Origin of the sequence: Streptomyces sp. WAC05374, from assembly GCF_004353505.1 — a bacterium.
Classification (GTDB): domain Bacteria; phylum Actinomycetota; class Actinomycetes; order Streptomycetales; family Streptomycetaceae; genus Streptomyces.
In genome coordinates this window covers 1-16,986 of sequence record NZ_SMNQ01000025.1, presented here as the reverse complement: position 1 = coordinate 16,986, position 16,986 = coordinate 1, and the positions used below count along the sequence as shown (strand labels likewise).

General features: G+C 74.0%; 12 protein-coding genes. 6 read left to right on the top strand and 6 right to left on the bottom strand.

Annotated elements, in window-relative coordinates; all coding sequences use genetic code 11:
- Position 1 precedes the first annotated feature (1 nt).
- Positions 2-1,564, bottom strand: a complete 1,563-nt coding sequence (locus tag E2B92_RS30135) for a serine/threonine-protein kinase (RefSeq protein WP_133087771.1) — start codon at positions 1,562-1,564, stop codon at positions 2-4.
- A 495-nt stretch (positions 1,565-2,059) separates the two neighbouring features.
- Here E2B92_RS30135 and E2B92_RS30130 point away from each other — a divergent pair, with 495 nt between their 5' ends.
- Together E2B92_RS30130 and E2B92_RS30125 are read left to right on the top strand one after the other, a co-directional pair.
- Positions 2,060-6,562 carry an AAA family ATPase gene (locus tag E2B92_RS30130; protein WP_133087770.1) on the top strand — a complete coding sequence of 1,501 codons (4,503 nt, stop codon included), beginning with the start codon at positions 2,060-2,062 and terminating at the stop codon, positions 6,560-6,562.
- Complete coding sequence (locus E2B92_RS30125) at positions 6,559-8,022, top strand: esterase/lipase family protein (protein ID WP_126883317.1); 1,464 nt, start codon at positions 6,559-6,561, stop codon at positions 8,020-8,022. The genes E2B92_RS30130 and E2B92_RS30125 overlap by 4 nt, the downstream gene beginning before the upstream one ends.
- Before the next feature lie 7 nt (positions 8,023-8,029).
- Here the strand turns inward: E2B92_RS30125 and E2B92_RS30120 are convergent, their stop codons facing one another.
- Positions 8,030-8,422: a hypothetical protein gene (locus E2B92_RS30120; RefSeq protein WP_126883318.1), complete on the bottom strand. Its 393-nt coding sequence runs from the start codon at positions 8,420-8,422 to the stop codon at positions 8,030-8,032.
- Between the two features lie 287 nt (positions 8,423-8,709).
- Between E2B92_RS30120 and E2B92_RS30115 the strand changes: the two genes are divergently transcribed.
- Positions 8,710-8,943, top strand: coding sequence for a hypothetical protein (locus E2B92_RS30115; RefSeq protein WP_126883319.1), 234 nt, complete (start codon positions 8,710-8,712; stop codon positions 8,941-8,943).
- Between the two features lie 131 nt (positions 8,944-9,074).
- Here E2B92_RS30115 and E2B92_RS30110 read toward each other — a convergent pair whose 3' ends face one another.
- Both E2B92_RS30110 and E2B92_RS30105 read right to left on the bottom strand, forming a co-directional pair.
- On the bottom strand, positions 9,075-9,845 hold the full coding sequence (locus tag E2B92_RS30110; protein ID WP_133087769.1) for a DUF2637 domain-containing protein: 771 nt from the start codon (positions 9,843-9,845) through the stop codon (positions 9,075-9,077).
- Positions 9,838-10,284: a hypothetical protein gene (locus E2B92_RS30105; protein ID WP_126889011.1), complete on the bottom strand. Its 447-nt coding sequence runs from the start codon at positions 10,282-10,284 to the stop codon at positions 9,838-9,840. The genes E2B92_RS30110 and E2B92_RS30105 overlap by 8 nt, the downstream gene beginning before the upstream one ends.
- A 107-nt stretch (positions 10,285-10,391) precedes the next feature.
- Here E2B92_RS30105 and E2B92_RS33895 point away from each other — a divergent pair, with 107 nt between their 5' ends.
- The 3 genes from E2B92_RS33895 (at position 10,392) to E2B92_RS30090 (ending at position 15,727) form a co-directional block, all read left to right on the top strand.
- On the top strand, positions 10,392-12,170 hold the full coding sequence (locus E2B92_RS33895; RefSeq protein ID WP_268825571.1) for a sensor histidine kinase: 1,779 nt from the start codon (positions 10,392-10,394) through the stop codon (positions 12,168-12,170).
- Positions 12,161-12,805 carry a response regulator transcription factor gene (locus E2B92_RS30095; protein WP_312846105.1) on the top strand — a complete coding sequence of 215 codons (645 nt, stop codon included), beginning with the start codon at positions 12,161-12,163 and terminating at the stop codon, positions 12,803-12,805. Before E2B92_RS33895 ends, E2B92_RS30095 begins: the two co-directional genes overlap by 10 nt.
- A 408-nt stretch (positions 12,806-13,213) precedes the next feature.
- Positions 13,214-15,727: a DEAD/DEAH box helicase gene (locus tag E2B92_RS30090; RefSeq protein WP_126889012.1), complete on the top strand. Its 2,514-nt coding sequence runs from the start codon at positions 13,214-13,216 to the stop codon at positions 15,725-15,727.
- On the opposite strand, the gene E2B92_RS30085 is transcribed toward E2B92_RS30090, so the two are convergent.
- Entirely contained in the window at positions 15,724-16,323 is a 600-nt protein-coding gene (locus tag E2B92_RS30085; protein WP_126889013.1) for an HD domain-containing protein, read from the bottom strand. The genes E2B92_RS30090 and E2B92_RS30085 overlap by 4 nt on opposite strands.
- An 85-nt stretch (positions 16,324-16,408) precedes the next feature.
- The gene (locus tag E2B92_RS30080; RefSeq protein ID WP_126889014.1) at positions 16,409-16,831 is read right to left on the bottom strand and encodes a cobalamin B12-binding domain-containing protein; all 423 of its coding nucleotides are present in this window, start codon (positions 16,829-16,831) and stop codon (positions 16,409-16,411) included.
- Positions 16,832-16,986: the final 155 nt, after the last annotated feature.

The following is a 16,986-nucleotide window of genomic DNA, read 5'->3' as shown; positions in this document are numbered from 1 at the left end:
CCTACAGGTCGCCGATGCGGTAGTGGGCGCGGGCCGTGGCGAGCAGGTCGTCGGCGGTGGCCTCGGCCGACTTGCCGGCGGGCACGTCCACGTTCACCGTGAGGCGTTCCTGCCGGGAGTTGACCACGACGAGCGTCTTGGACAGGCGGCGCGGTGTGCCCTCTCCCTCCTTGCTGTAGGTGAGGGTCATGAGCGCGGCGTCGCGCCCCTGTTCGGTGGTGGGGCGTACGGAGGCGACGGCGGCGGCGCCACCGGTCGGCGGGGTGGCCGTCTCGTACTCCTGCTTCCAGCGCTGCGCCGTGGCCACGGCCGTCTCCGTGGTCTTCTCCTTCTTGTCCACCAGCAGCGACATGTCGCCCTTGGGGGAGGTGTACCGGGTGGCGAGGTAGGCGCCGTCCGGACTGTCGGTGTCGTCCGCGGTCGTGATGGTCCAGTCGGCCGGGGCGGCGACGGTGACCCGCATGCGGTACTCCTCGTACCGCTTCCAGCCGTCCCGTACGTCGTCGCCCCCGGGCAGGAGGGCCAGGGCGACGACGAGCGCCACGACCACGGCGGTGAGGGCGCCGAGGGGCACGGGCCGCAGGAGGCGGCGCCCGAGGGAGGCGGAGCGGGGCGCCCCGGGGGCCGGGGGCGCGGGCGCCTGCTGCCGGGCAGGGGGGTTCGCCGCCTCCCGCAGCATCGGCAGGGCGGCCTGGGCGGTGAGCCGGTTCTCCGGTTCCTTGCGCAGCAGGCCGCCGACGACCGCGGTCAGTTCCGCGCAGTGCTGCGGCGGGGGCAGCTCCGCGAGCAGGATGGCCTGGAGCGTGGACGGCGTGGTCTGGCGGCGGAACGGTGAGACGCCCTCGACGGCCTGGTAGAGCAGCACGCCCAGGGACCACAGGTCGGACTCGGGCCCGGGGCGGCGCCCGAGGACCCGCTCCGGGGCGATGTACTCGGGCGAGCCGACGAAGGAGCCGGTCTCGGTGAGCTTCTGCTCCCCCTCCATCTGGGCGATGCCGAAGTCGGTGAGCACCACCCGGTCGTGCCGGCCCACCATCACGTTGCCGGGCTTCACGTCACGGTGCAGCACACCGGCCTCGTGCGCCGCGGTCAGCGCGCCGAGCACCGCCTGCCCGATCCGGGCGGCCTCCCGCGGGGGCAGGGTGCCCTCGTCCAGCAGCTCGGCCAGGGACTTGCCCCGCACCAGCTCCATCACGATCCAGGGGCGGTCCCCCTCGGTGACCACGTCGTGGATGGCGACCACCGAGGGGTGGTCGATGCGCGCGGCGGCACGGGCCTCACGCTGCATGCGCTGGTACGCGGTGTGGCGCTCGGCGGCGCTGAAGTGGTCCGGAACGCTGGGCTCCTTGATCGCCACATCGCGGTCCACGACCTCGTCGCGGGCCCGCCACACGGTCCCCATCCCGCCCGATCCCAGTCGCTCCAGCAGCCGGTAGCGGCCGCCGACCAGCCGGCCGGCGCCGGCCGCCCCGGCGTTCCGGTCGAGCGGTTCCCGCGCCGCCGGAACCGGCGGCTGGAGTCCGTAACTCGTCGGCTCTTCTCGCCGTCCCCCGTCGTCTCTCATGCGCCTATCATGCACAGCCCCCAGGGCCTCGCGCCGGGCGGGCCGCGGGTCCGGCGGGGGGCGCAACCTCCGCGCTCACCTGGGCGTGTGACGGATTGTCGCGATTCGGTAACACGGCCGAGGGCGGATTCCGCCAGGGCCTAGCGTCTGTTGCTGCCTCGATCGGCCCCTTTGTGCTGCACCTGGACGTCCGCTTGTGACCGGGCGATGCCGGGTTTCTTCCGGGGGCGGCCCACTTCGCCCAGAACGGCTTCCGCATGCTCAGTGATCCGGGACCACCCCTCCCGCCTTCCCTGCCCGCTCCGCACAACTCCCGTACGACACACGTACGTTGACGCCGGTCGCACGAAATGAACGGGGCGCCTCGCCATGCTTCTGGACAACCTGTCGAAACGAGCCCTGACCGCCCTCACGGCTCGTAGAGTGGGGGACGACGGACAATTGGGCGGGGGCCTGATGGATCCACTTGTTCTTGCCGCGACGTCAGCCTCCGTCGTGGGGGCCCTCGCGACCGACGCCTGGCAGCACGTCCGCGACCGGCTGGTGGAACTGTTCCGTCACGCACGGCCCGACGAGGCCGAGAACGTGTCACTGGAGCTCGAAGAGGCCCGCGACCTCATTCTCGCCGCGCAGGACCACGACGACGCCCGGGTGGAGCACGAGCTGACGGTCACCCTCCAGCGCCGGCTCCAGGACCTGGTGAGCGAGACGTCCTCCGCCGACGAGGACCTGGTCCGCCTCCTCAACGAGCTGCTGATCTCCTCGCGGGGCACCCTGCTGTCCCGGACGGCCGGGCTCTCGCTCCTGACGACGCTGGCCGGCGGCGTCTCCGGTGTGCCGGTGATACCGCTTCCGGGTCTGGTCGGGGCCGCCGCGTCCGCGGCCCTGACGGCGGACGACACCTCCGGCGCCTCGGCCGCGTGCCTGCCCGGCCCCACGGTGTTCGACCGGCTGGGGCCCGCGCGGATGCTGCCGCGTGACGTGCCGACGTTCACCGGCCGCGAGGACGAGGTGGCGCAGCTCGTCGAGGTGGTGGACACCCCCGGCGAGCCGTCCGTGTGCCTGGTGCACGGCATGCCGGGCGCGGGCAAGACGGCCCTGGCCGTCCACACCGCCCACCGCGTGGCCGACCGGTTCCCCGACGGGCAGCTCTTCATCAACCTCCGCGGCCACGACCCCGGGGACGAGCCGGCCTCCCCCTTCCAGCTCCTCGGGACGCTGCTGACGGCGGCGGGCTTCCCCAAGGCGGTCCAGCCGGAGAGCGTGCACGGGCGCGCCGGCATGTGGCGGAGCTGGCTGGCGTCGAGGCGCATGATGATCATCCTCGACGACGCGGCCGACTTCAGCCAGGTCGAGCCGCTGCTGCCGGGCTACCCCGGCTGCCTCACCGTCGTCACCAGCAGGATCCGGCTGGAGGCGGCCGAGGTCACCCGGTCCGTCCCCGTCAACGAACTGCCGCCGGACGCCTCCGCCCAACTGTTCGACCGCCTGCTGCGCCACCGCGGCCTGGGGAGCGACACGGGCGACGCCCAGGAGGTGGCCCGCTTGTGCGGCAACCTGCCCCTGGCCCTCGTCTTCGCCGCGGGCGTCCTGCTCGCCCATCCCACCTGGCAGGTCCCGCACCTGGTCGACGACCTGTCCAGTTCCCCTCGGCGGCTCACCCGCCTCGGCGGCGGCCGCGCCTCCGTGTCGGACGTGCTGGACACGTCGGTGCGCACCCTGGACGACACCCAGCGGCGGTTCCTGCGGCGGCTGGGGATGCATCCGGGGCCGGAGCTGGAGAAGCGCGCGGCGGCCGTCCTGGCGGACACGACGGTCGAGTACGCCGACCAGTGCCTGGACTCCCTGTACCGGCACAGCCTGCTGACCGAGGTCTCCCCCGGCCGCTTCCGGATGCACGTGCTGCTGTCGTCGTACCTCCTGGCCGCTCCCCCGGAGCGGTTCGCCGAGACGGGAGCGCCGGACGGCGGGGCGGGCCCGGAGGAGGTGCGGCGACGGCTCGTCGACTACTACCGCCGTACCGCCACGGCCGCCTACCTCCTGCAGAGCCGGCAGCAGTCCGCGGACGCGTTACGCGGCTCCCTGCCCGAGCTCGCGCCCTCCCTCAGCGGGCCCTCCCAGGCGGCGCAGTGGCTCGCGGCCGAGCTGGACAACCTCGCGGCCTGCACGCAGTACACCGCGGACCACCCCGAGGTGGTGGCCGACCTCGTCACCGTCGTCATCGCCTACCTGCTCCAGCGCACGGACGGCGGGATCGGCACGGCCCGGCAGCTCGTCGACGCCGGCCACCACCGGATGTCCGGGCGGGGGGACGTCCGGGCGCAGGCCCTGTTCGCGCACCTGTCGGGTCTGCTGGCGATCGCGGAGGGCGACCTGGCGCGGGCCGTGGGCGACCTCGAAGGGGCGGTGCGCACCAGCCTCGGGGACAACTGGACGCTGGGCGCGGCCCGCGCGGTGTACGGGCTGTACCTGGCCCTGCGCCTCAGCGGGCGCCCGGAGGAGGCCGTCTCGGCGCTGGACGAGGCGGCGGAGCTGTTCGCGGAGGCGGACGACGCAGGGGGCCTGCGCAAGGCGCGGGAGCAGGGCGCCGCGCGCGAGATCGGAGCCGGCGAGGCTCCCGTACGGGCCCGGGGACCGCATCCGCCCCCGGCGGCCGCCCTGGTGAGCACTCCCGCGTCCGACGACTTCCTCACCCAGCTCGAAAACCTCAGCCTGCGGGTGCACGCGGCGCGCTCCGCCGGGGACGGCGGGGACGGCGGGGACCGCGGCGGCGACGAGCCCGGCGCGTGGGCGGACTCCGACCCGGACGAGACCCCCGTCGGCGAGCCCGGCCCGGACGTTCCCCACGGCGGGCGCGACGGTGGCGGAGGCGGTGAGGGGGACCCCCCGGCGGCCCCCTCGTCGGCGGGCTTCCCCGACGACGAGGGCCGCGGGCGCGACGCGGACGACGTCCTGCCCGTCCACGAGCTGGACGCCGTCGACGCCCAGCACATCAACTTCTGGTTCACCGACGTCCCCGCGGAGGACACCCGGCTGCGGGTGGCCGAGAGTCACACCGGCTGCTTCCAGGTGGGGCCCGACCACCCCGGCAACCTGGCCGCCGGTGAACGCGTCATCCCGGCCGACGAGATCCCCGCCGCCGGGCTGCACACGCACTGGATCGTCTCGTCGTCCACCTGTGAACTGGCCCTGCCCGCCGACGCGGACCCGCGGTTCCGGTCCTCGGTCACGGTCGGCGGCGACGCACCGCAGTGGAACGTCGACTTCGACCTGCTCATCCCGCCGGGCGGACACTCCGAGGAACGCTTCGTCGTCGTGACCCCGCGGTGGGCGGGCAGGGCACGCATCGACGTCATGGTGATGGTCGACGGCGACCCCTACCGGGAACTGACCGTCGAGTTCGATGTGGACCAGGCCCCGGCCACCGGGTCCGAGCCGGGCGGGCTGGACGCCGGCTCACCGGGCCGGGCGCCCGCCGGCGGTCCGCCGCGAGCACCGGCCGCGTCCGCCGTGCCCGGCCCCCGGCCGCCCGCCACGGCGGAGCCCGCCGGCGGCGACGCCCCGGAGGACGGCGAGAGGAGACCGGAGGCGGTGACGGTGCCCCGCGCGTTATGCCCCCCGCGGCCCCGCCAGCGGCACCGGGCACCGGTGCAGGTACGGGCCCGGCAGCGGGTGCCCGCCAGGGAGACGGCCCTGCACGTCCCGCAGGACTGGCAGCGGGCGCCGCGCGAGCTGTCCCTCTACGTCAACCCGCCCAGCGCCTGGTGGAGCATGCGGGTCGCCGGCGCGCGGGAGAAGACGAACCTGACCGCCTGGCAGCCGTCCGCCGCGGCCGCGCAACGGGTCCGCGACGCCCAGGTCGCCCTGGACACCTACTGGCAGTCGTGCGCGCAGCGCTACAACCTCATCTCCGCCGCGGACGTCGCCGGCCGCCTGCGCGACTTCCGCCCGCGCGCGGACTGGTCGGCGCAGGCACGGCCCGCCGTCAGGGAGGAGGACCAGAAGGCGTGGGACGCGGACGCGCTCGGCGACGAGATGCGCACGCTGGCCCTGGCCGGCAGCCGACTGTTCCGGGCCATGTTCCCCGACGGCACCGAGCTGAGCACGCTGGTCAAGGACCTGGAGCCCGGGGACCGGCTCACCATCCACTGGAAGGACTGCACGCCCCAGCACGTGCCCTGGCCACTGCTGTACCGGGGCCGGCTGCCGCGGGCCGGGCAGCCCGTGCGGGCGGAGGACTTCCTGGGGCTGCGCCTGAGGATCTCCCACGTCATACACCCGTGCGAGTCCACGCGTTCGCTGGACGACGACGCCGTCCGCGCCCACCTGATGTACTGGGGCGGCCGGCCGGACGACGAAACCCTGCTGGCGGCCCAGGAGCACACGCGGGAACTGGCCGCCTGGCAGCCCACGGTCCTGCCCGCGTCGAAGGAGAACCCCAAGGCGGAGCTCTCGGCGTTCCTGTGGGACCCCTCCCCCGTCTCGCTCATCTACGTCTTCTGCCAGGCGGACACCGGGGCGGGCAACAGGCCGAGCCTGCGGTTCGGCAGCACCAGCGACGCGTGCGACGTCCTCCAGCTCACGGACATGGGCGACGACCCGCTGACGGACAAGCCCCTGATCTTCATCAACGCCTGTGAGACGTCCGCCGCCGAGCACACGTACAGCAACGAACTGCAGAACAGCTTCCTGGAGCGCGGCAGCCGCGCGTACATCGGCAGCGAGTGCAAGGTGCCCACGAACTTCGCCGCGCGCTTCGCCGGCGTCTTCTTCCACTTCCTCTACACCCGTGACGCCGCGGGCGCGCCCACGGCGGCCGGTGAGGCCCTCGCCCAGACGCGCAAGTTCTTCTGGGACGAGTTCCGCAGCATCGGCGGCCTGTTCTACAGCTACATCAACGACGACCGCGTCTTCATCGCCAAGCCGCACGAGGTGGCGGCGATGCACCGGCCCGGTCCCGGTCCCCGGACACCGCAGACCCGAGCGAGGCAGGCGTGAGCACACCGCACCACCCGGACGACATCGCCCACCGGTTCCTCACCGGGGACACACCCGCGCGCATGGCGCTGGTACGGGACGCGGCGGCCGCCGGCGCGCTGCGCGACCTGCTCGGCGCCGCCGCCTACGAGGAGCTCGCCGCGCTGGCCGGCCCGCCACCGGCATCCCACCTCGCCGGCGCCGGGCCCACCAACCTGCTGTTCGTGCCCGGTGTCATGGGCAGCATCCTCGCCAGCACCGGGCTGGGCGGCATCTGGTGGCTGGACGTCCGCTCGCGCGGCCGGATCGACAGCCTGGCCCTGGCCCCGGACGGCCACAGCGACACCCACCCCGCCTTCAAGATCGAGCCGGTGGCCGTGGACGCCTCCTACGAGGGCTTCCTCTTCGCGGCGGAGCGGCGCGGCGGCGTCCATCCCCTCGCCTTCCCCTACGACTGGCGCAAGCCGCTCCACATCAGCGCGGACCGGCTGCACGACACCGTCCTGGCCCAGCGCACCGGGGACCGGCGCCACCCTCCCGTGGACATCGTCGCCCACAGCATGGGCGGCCTCGTCGTGCGTACGGCGCTGATGCGCCACCCCGGTCTGTGGGACCACGTCGGCAGGATCGTCTTCCTCGGCACCCCGCACTACGGGGCGACCGCCATCGGCGGCTACCTCAAGAACCACCTGTGGGGCCGTGACCGGCTGGTGCTGCTCGGCAGGTACCTCTCACGCGACACCTTCCGCTCCCTGGCGGGCGTGCTGCACCTGCTGCCGGCACCGGCCGGGGTCTACCCGGCGAGCAGCGCCAAGGACGGGGTGTTCCACGACCACCCGTGCACCAACTTCGACCCGTACGACGCCGCGGCCTGGCACCTGAAGCTGGACCCGGCCCGGCAGCTCCGCCTCCAGGCCCTGCTGGACGCCGCCGCCCGGCACCACCACGACCTGCACGCATGGCACTGCTCCCTCGGCCAGGACCGGCGCGACCGCATGGCGGTCATCGCCGGCACCGGCTTCAGGACGCTCTTCCGCCTCGCCTACGACAAGCGGGCGGGCTTCCTGTGGCAGCACATGGACCGTGTCACCACCCGGATTCCCCACCACCCCGACCGGGACGGCGACGGACGGGTCCCGCTGGCGTCCGCCCGGCTGCCGTGGGTGGGCGAGACCCGGTACGTCAACGGCGAGCACGGCAGCCTGCCGAACCTCCCGGCCGTCCAGGAGGACGTCTGGCGCTTCCTGGGGAACAGGCCGATGCGGCTGCCGGCGAGCCCGGAGGCGGCCATGGGCCGGCACCTCGCCGGTGACGGGCGGGCGACCACCGCCCTCGCGACCGGCGGGGCGCCGGGGCGAAGGCCGCCGGAGGACCCCGGCTACCTGGACATCACCGGCCCCACGTCAGCCGAACTGGCCGCCCTGGAGGCGGAGCTGGACGCGGGACGGCTGCCGGACTTCATCCGTACCCGCCTGCTGTGAGACGGCCCTACGGCAGGACGTAGGTGCCGCACTTGATGGTGCCGCCGCAGTTGGCGAGCCAGCACGGGATGGAGTCGTGGCCGCTGGAGCCGGGGCAGCTCCCGTTGCGGTTGTACAGGGTGCGCAGCGCCGAGGACGAGGTGGTGGCACCGGCCCGTACCTTGAGCCGGCAGTGGACCATGGTGGGCGCGGCGTGTCCGCCGGCCGCGGCGGCGGCCCTGACGGAGGTGTCCGCGGCGGCGGGTGCGGCCCAGGCCGTACCCATCGCGCCCACCAGGGCGAGGACGATTCCGGAGAAGCGGTCGGAGCCGGGCGTGGCCCGCCCCCTGCCGCCGGACGGGAGCGGCCCCCTGCCCCGTACCCCCGTACGGCTGTGCGCCTCCCGACGGGATCTCTCCATCTGGTGAATTGATCATTTCCTCGCACCGGCGACTCCGCGTCACCGGGCCGATCGCATTCCCCGGCGGTCGAATTGGTGATCTTTATCGGCGAGTTCACCCTGGGACGTGTCCGCCGCGCGAAAATAGGCCCATAGCTTCTCGGTTGCCACTCCAAACACGCGTGGCGAGTATTCGCCAATCAATTCCGTGACCCCGGAATATGCGCGCAAGTTATGCGTGCGACCCCTGCGACACACGTCCGTCACAGAGGTATCGCGTCCGAGCGTGGAGAAAGAGTGTCATGCAGATGAACACGACTCTGTGGCTGCTTGTCGCCTGTGCGTCCGCGTGCACGGTCATGTCCGCCCTGGCAGGGCCGGCGATGCTGCGGCCCTGGCGGGTCGACGCCGTGGAGCTGAAGGCACGCCGGGAGTTCGTGCGGGTGCTGAGCCAGACAAGCCGGCCCGCCTTTGCCCCGTCACAGCCCGAGGGCGGGCTGGAGCCGGTGCGCACCGCCCCGGCAGGCCCCGACGAGGAGTGAGCCGGCGGGCCCCGGCGAGGGCCCGCCCGGTCACGTCGGACGGCCTGCACGGCGATGAGGTCATCGTCCAAGAAGTCCCTCCCGGGGCTCCTTGGACGATGACCTCGTGGTCGTGCGGGGTGACGCCGTGGCTATTCGGGGGCCGGAGCGACCGGGACCGGTTCCTCGGCGGGCTGGGGCTTGTGCGGGGGCGGGGCGGGGGCGTTGCGGTGCCGGGGGGCGGCCTGGCGGGGCGGCCGCGTCAGCGTGATCTGGCGGACCAGTTGCTGGAAGCAGGCCAGGGCGGCGATCGAGGGCAGGGCGGCAGCCGCGGCGTCGGACAGCGTCCTGGGCGCCTGCGAGACGCACAGCAGCATGGCGATCGTCGAGAAGAGCAGGACGACGAACCAGGAGTGGGCCGCGCGGCGGCGGTGGAGGGCGGCCCGGAGGATGGAGAGCGAGGCGACCATCCAGGGACCGTAGACGAGCAGGGGCCACCACTGGACGACGGCGTCGGAGGTGCGGGGTTCGGCGATGTGGCGCAAGGGGTCGTAGGTGACCATGCCGCCGTAGAGGCTGACCATCGAGACGATGGCCGCGGCGATGGCGGCGGTGAGGACGCTGCACGTCTGGAGCAGGCTCAGCACCCGCTTGTTGGCCGCCGTCCGGCGGTGACTCGCCATGGGAGGCCGTACGGGCGGCAGTTCGGCGGTGATCTGCTCCAGCCCGGCCATCGGGCCGCCCGGGGTGGCGGCGTGGATGTCGGGGGCCTCCATCAGCAGGGGGACGCCGCCGTGCTGGTGCGGGATGGCGCCCTGGAGCATGCTCGCCAGCTCCTCGGCCGGGTCCCAGGAGGGGAACAGCGGCTCGGACGGCGGGAGGTCGGCGGGCGGCCTGACATGGCGGCCGTGGGACTCATACATGACGGGGCTGCCCCGCCTGTTCACCGCCGTGTGCCGCGAAGGGTCCGCGGGCCCGGCTCGCCAGCCGGTGGAATTCGGACTGAATCCTGTTCATCGTCAACAGGAAGTCCTCCAGGACCGATGCGGTGTACTCCAGCGGGATGCAATGACGTTCGTCGTGCAAAGTGGCGTGTTTTCCCAGGGGCAGGGCGGCAAATCGTGGCGTGAATGTCCACTTTCCCGCGCGGATGGTTGCTGCGAGGCCATGGGGAAACGATCCGGGTACCTGTTCTGTCGTCACGTTCGCCCTAACGCCGTGGATCTTGAGCCCGATGCGTGGCAATAGGGTGATGTCAGCAGGGCATTCGGGTGTTTTTGCGAGCCTTTTATCGCTCCGGTGGCGAGTGGAGGACACGGCAGTGACCGACACGCCGACCGCTCGTGCCCGCTCGTGGATCATTTCGTGGGAAGGGCGAGAAATGCGATAGGAAGCAATTCGCCCTCCGGCGGCACGGGGCAGTGGGCCACCCGGGTGAGAATGGGCGGACACACCGGGCGAGGAGGAGCATGCAGGGGGAGACGGCACGGGGAGCCGTGTGGCGGATGGTCGTGCCGTGGGGAGCCGTGGCGTTCGCCATGGGCGGCCTGGGCGCCTGGGGGTACGGCCGGGCCGGGGGCGAACCGGTCGACCTGGTGCGCGACCTGGCGGTGGGGTGGGCCTTCGCGGTGTCCGGGCTGGTGGCGTGGGTGCGGCGCCCGGCCAACCGCACCGGGCGGCTGCTGCTCGCCGAAGGGCTCACCTGGTTCCTGGGCAACCTCCAGGGCTTCCCGGTACCGGTGCTCTTCGCGATCGGGGCCTGGGGGGAGGCGCTCAACCTCGCCGTCCTCGCCCATCTGCTGCTGGTCTTCCCGGACGGGCGCGCCGCCACCGCGAACGAGCGCCGTCTGGTCGTGGCCGGGTACGCGCTGGTCGCCGTCGGGGGGCTCGTACGGGCCCTGCTGTACGACCCGGCGGCGGACTCCTCCAGCAGCTACCTGGCGTGCGCGGACTGCGGTCCGAACGCCCTGCTCGTCCTCCACGCCCCCGAGGTCTTCGACGCGGTGGACCTCGTCTACCGGTGGGCGGGCGTGGTGCTGACCGTGCTGGTCACCCTGACCCTGGTCCGGCGGTGGCGCACGGGGAGCCCGGCCAGGCGCCGCGTTCTGCTGCCCGCCTGGGTCGCGCTCGGGCTGACGTTCGCCTTCGTGGGCTGGGAGGTGGTGTACCTGCTGGACCCGGACGCCCTCGGTGCGGCCGACGCCGTCATGACCGCCCTGTCGGACGCCAGCCAGGTGGCCGTGCCGGTCGTGTTCCTGGTGAGCCTGCTGAGGATGCGGCTGCGGCGGGCCGCCCTGGGCGACCTGGTGACGGGCGTCGGCCGGGCGCCCACGCAGCGGGACCTCCAGGAGATGCTGCGGCGGACGCTGGGGGACCCGTCCCTGGTGCTCGGGGTGCGGGCGGAGGGCGGCGGGTACGCCGATCCGGGCGGCCGCCCCGTGCGGCTCCCGGCCCCCGGCGCGGCCGGGGACACGGGCCGGGACGTCACCCGGGTCGAGGTGGACGAGGGCGCCGACGCGGTCCTCGAGCACGACCGGGCACTCGGGGAGGACCCGCGGCTGATGGCCACGGCCACCGCGGTCGTCGCCCTGTGGTCGCGCGACCTCAGGCCCCACGAGCGGCTGAGCCCCCGGCGCGTCCTCCAAGCCGCCTACGAGGAGCGGAAGAAGCTGGAGAGGGACCTGCACGACGGGGCGCAGACCCGGATGCTCTACACCCTGATGACGCTGCGCCGGCTCGACGCCCGGCTCCCGCAGGGCGCCGATCCGGCACTGCGGCGGACCGTCGCCGAGGCGGAGCAGAGCCTGCGCCAGGCGCTGGAGGAACTGCGGGACCTGGCCCGGGGCATCCACCCGGCGGTCCTCGGCCGCGCGGGCCTTGGCCCGGCCCTCACCTCGCTGGCCGAGCAGTGCCCGGTGCCCGTCACGGTCGAGGCGGAGCCGGGCCGCTGGGCGCCGGTCGTGGAGACCACCGCGTACTTCCTGGTGTGCGAGGCCATGGCCAACGCCGTCAAGCACGCGGCCGCGCGGCGCATCCGGGTCGGGGTGCGCGACACCGGTGGCCGTCTCGTGGTGGAGGTGGCGGACGACGGCGCCGGCGGCGTACGGATGCCGCCGGTCGCCGAGCCGTCGCACGGCACGGGCCTGCGCGGGCTGGCCGACCGGGTGGCCGCGGTCGGCGGCACGCTCGTGGTCGACAGCCCCCGCGGCGAGGGCACCCTGATCCGGGCGGAGCTGCCGTGCGCGTGATCGTGGCGGAGGACGCCCCGCTGCTGCGGCAGGGACTGGTCCGGCTGCTGGAGGACCTCGGCGTGGAGGTGGTCGCGCAGGTCGGTGACGCGCAGGGCCTGCCGGAACTGGTGGCCGCGCACGCGCCGGACGCCGTGCTCCTCGACATCCGCATGCCGCCGACCCACACCGACGAGGGCGTCCGGGCCGCCCGGGCGATCCTGGCCCGGCACCCCGCCACGGGGGTGCTCCTGCTGTCCCAGTACGTCGAGACCAGCGCGGCCGTCGAGGTCCTGGCGCGCGAGCCCCGCGGGTTCGGGTACCTGCTGAAGGAGCGGGTGGCCGACGCGGACGAGCTGTACGGCGCGCTGAAAAGGGTGGCCGCCGGGCAGTCCGCCATCGACCCGGACATCGTCGCCCGGCTGCTGGCCCGCCGGCGTGCCGACAGTCTCCTGGACGGCCTGACCGCGCGGGAGCTCCAGGTGCTGGCCCTGATGGCGGAGGGCCGTTCGAACGAGGCCATCAGCGGGCGGCTGGGCGTCAGCGCGAAGACGCTGGAGACCCACATCCGCAGCGTGTTCACCAAACTGCGCCTGGAACCCGGCCTGATGGACAACCGCAGGGTCCTCGCCGTGCTCACCTACCTCCGGTCGTGAGGGACCGGCTCCCGCCCGGGCGGGCGGAAGCCGGTCGCATCCCCCAGGACAACGTCCCCCGTCGTTCCCCCGTGTCCTGGCCCCGTACGGCCACCCTAGGGACGGCCGGCGCGGGGCACATCAGGGCTGACCCTGAGACCCGTCGGCGCCTCCCCCGCACGATCACCCGGACGGCGCAGTGTGCGGGCGGGTGGCGGGGGCAGACGCGGTCTGCCGGTGATGGTCGCCTCCAGCCGTGGCCGGCGCGTGTGGGAGGTGCGGTGCCCGCAGGTTCTCCCCGAGGAACCTGCGGGCTCCGCCAGGGCCCGGCGTCCGGCGGGGGCCGCCGCGGACGTCGTGCATGGGGGTCGCCGGCCCCCCGCCGCCTCGGCCACCATGGAGGCGAGGCGTGCGTGAGAAGGTGCTCCGGTGACGAGGAAGACGCTCCGGCCCCACCAGAAGGAGGCCGTCGACGCCGTACTGCGGGCCTTCGAGTCCCCCGCGCCGCCGCTCGTGCCCGAACGCGGGCTGCGTACGCAGGTGATCATGGCGACCGGGTCGGGCAAGACCCTCGTCGCGGTGGCGTGCGCACAGGAGCTGCGGGCGGGCCGGGTCCTGGTGCTCGTGCCCTCGCTGGACCTGCTGGCGCAGACGGAGGCCGCCTGGCGCGAGGGCGGCCGTACGGGGCCGGTGATCGGCGTCTCCTCGCTGCGCGCCGGGGACGTGCCGTTCCCCAACACCACGAGCGCCGAGGAACTGGTCGAGTGGACCCGGGGCCTCGCGCGGTGCACGGTGTTCGCCACGTACGCCTCGCTCGGGCTCGGCACGCTGGAGCGGGCGCACCGGGCGGGCCTGGCCGGCTGGGACCTGATCGTGGTGGACGAGGCGCACCGCACCTCGGGACGGATCGGCAAGCCGTGGGCGGTCGTCCACGACAACACGCGCGTGCCGGCGCTGCGCCGCCTCTACATGACCGCGACGCCCCGGCTGTGGCAGCTCGGGGACGAGGAGGGCCAGGAGCCGGGCGCGCCGGGTGAGCTGGTGGCGAGCATGGAGGACGACCCGGACGGGCCGTTCGGCGCGCGCTGCTACACGCTCACGCTGTCGGAGGCGATCGACCGGGGCATCTGCGCGCCGTACCAGGTGGTGTGCGTGGACGTGGCCGACGCGCGGTTCCAGGCCGCCGTGCTGCTGGGGGCCGACGGGCGTACGGACGAGGTGCGCGGGGCGCGGCTGGCGGCCCTCCAGACGGCGCTGGTGAAGGCGTCCGCCGAGGAGGGGTTCCGGCGCACGCTGGTCTTCCACCACATGGTGCGGGAGGCGGAGGCCTTCGCGGCGGGCCTGCCGGAGGTGGCCGCCAAGCTGCGGGCCGACGCCCCGGAGCGGTACCCGGGCAGGGTGTGGGCCGACTGGCTGTGCGGCGAGCACAAGGCGCCGCACCGCAGGCGGGTGCTCGCCGAGTTCGCCGAGGGCGTCGCGGCGGACGGCACGGTGGCGGACAAGAGCTTCCTGGGCTCCGTGCGGGTGCTCGGGGAGGGCGTCGACACCCGTGCCTGCGACTCGGTGTACTGGGCGGACGTGCGCGGCTCCATGCCCGACCTGGTGCAGGCGGTGGGGCGCGCGCTGCGGATGCGGCCCGGCGAGGGCAAGACGGCCGCGCTGGTGGTGCCCGTGCTGCTCGGGCCGGGCGAGACACCGGACACGATGCTGACGTCACGGGCGTACGGCGGTCTCGCCAAGCTGCTGGAGGCCCTGCGCGCCCACGACGCGCGCATCGTGGAGCAGCTCGCCGAGCGGCAGGCGCCCAGCCGCTCCCCCAAGGGCCGGGAGACGGGCCCCGAGGGCGAGGAGGAGCACGGGCCGTGGGCGGGCGTGAGCGCACCGGCCCGGCGGCTGCTGCGGTTCTCGACGCCGCGCGACCCGGCCGCCCTGGCCGCGTTCATCAGCCTGCGCGTCCTCAACCCTGAGCACCGGCACTGGCGGCGCGGTGTCGAGGCGGCCCACCTGTACCGCCGGCTCCACGGCGACCTGCGGGTGCCGTTCACCTACCGGGTGCCCACCGGGGAGGGGGCGGAGGTGGAGGGGTGGCCCGTCCCGCTCACGGGGTTCCCGCTGGGGCAGTGGATCGCCGACGCACGGCGGGCCCACGCCCGGGGCCGCCTCGCTCAGGAGCGGGTGGCGCAGCTCGAGCAACTGGACATGGTGTGGTCGCACCACGACGTCGCTTGGGAGGAGGGGCTCGCCGCGGCCCGGGCGTGGGCGGCGGAGAAGGGCCACCTGCTGGCGCCGCTGGACGCCACCCACCAGGGCGCGCCGGTCGGCATCTGGCTGAAGAACGCGCGGGCCGCCGCACGCAGGGCGGTGGAGAACGAGCAGCGGGCCGCCGCGGGGCTGCCGCCGCTGCGGACCCGCGCCACGGTCCTGTCCGCCGAGCGGCGTGAACAACTGGAGGACATCGACCCCTCGTGGTGCCCGGCGTGGCCGGTGACGTGGCAGCGGTGCTTCCACCTGACGTGGAAGCACCTGGAGGCGGGCGGCACGCTGCCGACCCGGGCGGGCGAGACCGTCCGGCAGGGCGAGGACCTCGGCCGGTGGGTCGTGGCCCAGCGGCTGGGCTGGGACGCCCTGAGCACGGTGCAGCGCTGGATGTGCGAGCAGGTCCTCGGCATGGAGCCGGCCGCCGAGGACGAGAAGCCCGCGCCGCGCCGCTCCCAGGCCGACAAATGGGCCGTCAACCTCGCCGCGGCGACCCGCTTCCACGAGCGCGAGGGGCACCTGCGGGTGCCCCGCACACACGTGGAGACGGTCATGGTGGAGGACGCGAACGGTGTCCGCGAGCACCGTGTCCGGCTGGGGACGTGGGTGAGCAACCAGCGCTCCCGGGCGGCGTCCCTGTCGCCGGAGCGGGTGGCGCAACTGTCCGCGCTCGGGATGTGGGACTAGGGAGTGTCCAGCCGGTTGGTGAGGATGCGGCCGGCGATGTCGTTGCGCAGGGCGGCGGCCGGTGAGCTGTCCGGCTTGCGGTCCGCCTGGTCGCGGAAGCAGGCGAGGAACTCCTCGGCGATGCCGAGCCGGGGGTGGCGGGCGAGGACCCCGGCCCTGAACGCGTCGGTGAAGTCGTCCATGTGCCGGCCGGAGATGTCCAGGCTGGTGGAGCGCTCCAGCAGGTAGCCCTCGGGGTCACGGCGTACGTCGACCTCGTCCAGCATGTGCGCGACGACGGCCTCCACCAGCCGCCGGCGGCGGGGCACGGGCCAGCCCGCGCCGGCGGCGAACACCCACGCCACGTGTCCGGAGGCGTCGTCGAAGCCGACGGTGTGGCTGTCGAACTCGGGCATGAGCGCGATGTCGTGGAACATCGCCGCCACCCACAGCAGCTCGGGGTCGTAGGCGATGCCGCGCGCCGTGCCGTGGGCGGCCGCCCAGATGTAGGCGCGCACGCTGTGGTTCAGCAGCGCGGGCGTGCAGTACGCGGTGGCCACTTCCAGGGCGGTGGCGCAGGCGGGGGTGGCGGGCGCCTTCAGGTCGTCGAGGTCCATGCCGGGGAGTCTTTCCCGCCTCGGGACCGGGCGCCGCGTGTCTCGAGCGGCGCCCTGCCGGTCCTCCAGGGGTACGGGGCCGCCCCTAGGACAGGGCGGAGAGGGAGCGTACGTGGGTCCGTACCCACTCCGTGATGGCGCGCGTGGGCGTGCCCGGGGTGAACAGGGCGGCCACGCCCAGGTCCAGCAGCTCCGGGATGTCGGTCTCGGGGATGATCCCGCCGCCGAAGACGGTGATGTCCCGGGCGTCCTGCTCCGCGAGGACCGACAGGACCTCGGCGAAGAGGGTCATGTGGGCGCCGGAGAGCACCGACAGGCCGATGCCGTCGGCGTCCTCCTGGACGGCGGTGTCGACGATCTGACGTGGTGTCTGGTGGAGCCCGGTGTAGATGACCTCGACCCCCGCGTCGCGCAGGGCGCGGGCGATGACCTTGGCCCCCCGGTCGTGGCCGTCGAGCCCGGGCTTGGCGATCACCACGCGGAGCGGTGGAGCGGTGTCTGACGGCATGGTTCGTCCTCGGGGTGCGTGCGGGTGGTCAGAAGGCGTCGGTGGGGACGTAGGTGCCCCACACCTCGCGCAGGGCGTTGCAGACCTCGCCGACGGTGGCGCGGGCCTTGAGGGCGTCCTTCATCGGGTAGAGGACGTTGTCGGTGCCTTCGGCG

What these genes read in the sequence shown, in the direction of transcription:
- E2B92_RS30120 (WP_126883318.1), bottom strand. Translation starts at nt 8,422, where the DNA reads ATGGAGAGATCCCGTCGGGAGGCGCACAGCCGTACGGGGGTACGGGGC.
- E2B92_RS30110 (WP_133087769.1), bottom strand. Translation starts at nt 9,845, where the DNA reads ATGTATGAGTCCCACGGCCGCCATGTCAGGCCGCCCGCCGACCTCCCG.
- E2B92_RS33895 (WP_268825571.1), top strand. Translation starts at nt 10,392, where the DNA reads ATGCAGGGGGAGACGGCACGGGGAGCCGTGTGGCGGATGGTCGTGCCG.
- E2B92_RS30115 (WP_126883319.1), top strand. Translation starts at nt 8,710, where the DNA reads ATGAACACGACTCTGTGGCTGCTTGTCGCCTGTGCGTCCGCGTGCACG.
- E2B92_RS30085 (WP_126889013.1), bottom strand. Translation starts at nt 16,323, where the DNA reads ATGGACCTCGACGACCTGAAGGCGCCCGCCACCCCCGCCTGCGCCACC.
- E2B92_RS30135 (WP_133087771.1), bottom strand. Translation starts at nt 1,564, where the DNA reads ATGAGAGACGACGGGGGACGGCGAGAAGAGCCGACGAGTTACGGACTC.
- E2B92_RS30105 (WP_126889011.1), bottom strand. Translation starts at nt 10,284, where the DNA reads ATGATCCACGAGCGGGCACGAGCGGTCGGCGTGTCGGTCACTGCCGTG.
- E2B92_RS30080 (WP_126889014.1), bottom strand. Translation starts at nt 16,831, where the DNA reads ATGCCGTCAGACACCGCTCCACCGCTCCGCGTGGTGATCGCCAAGCCC.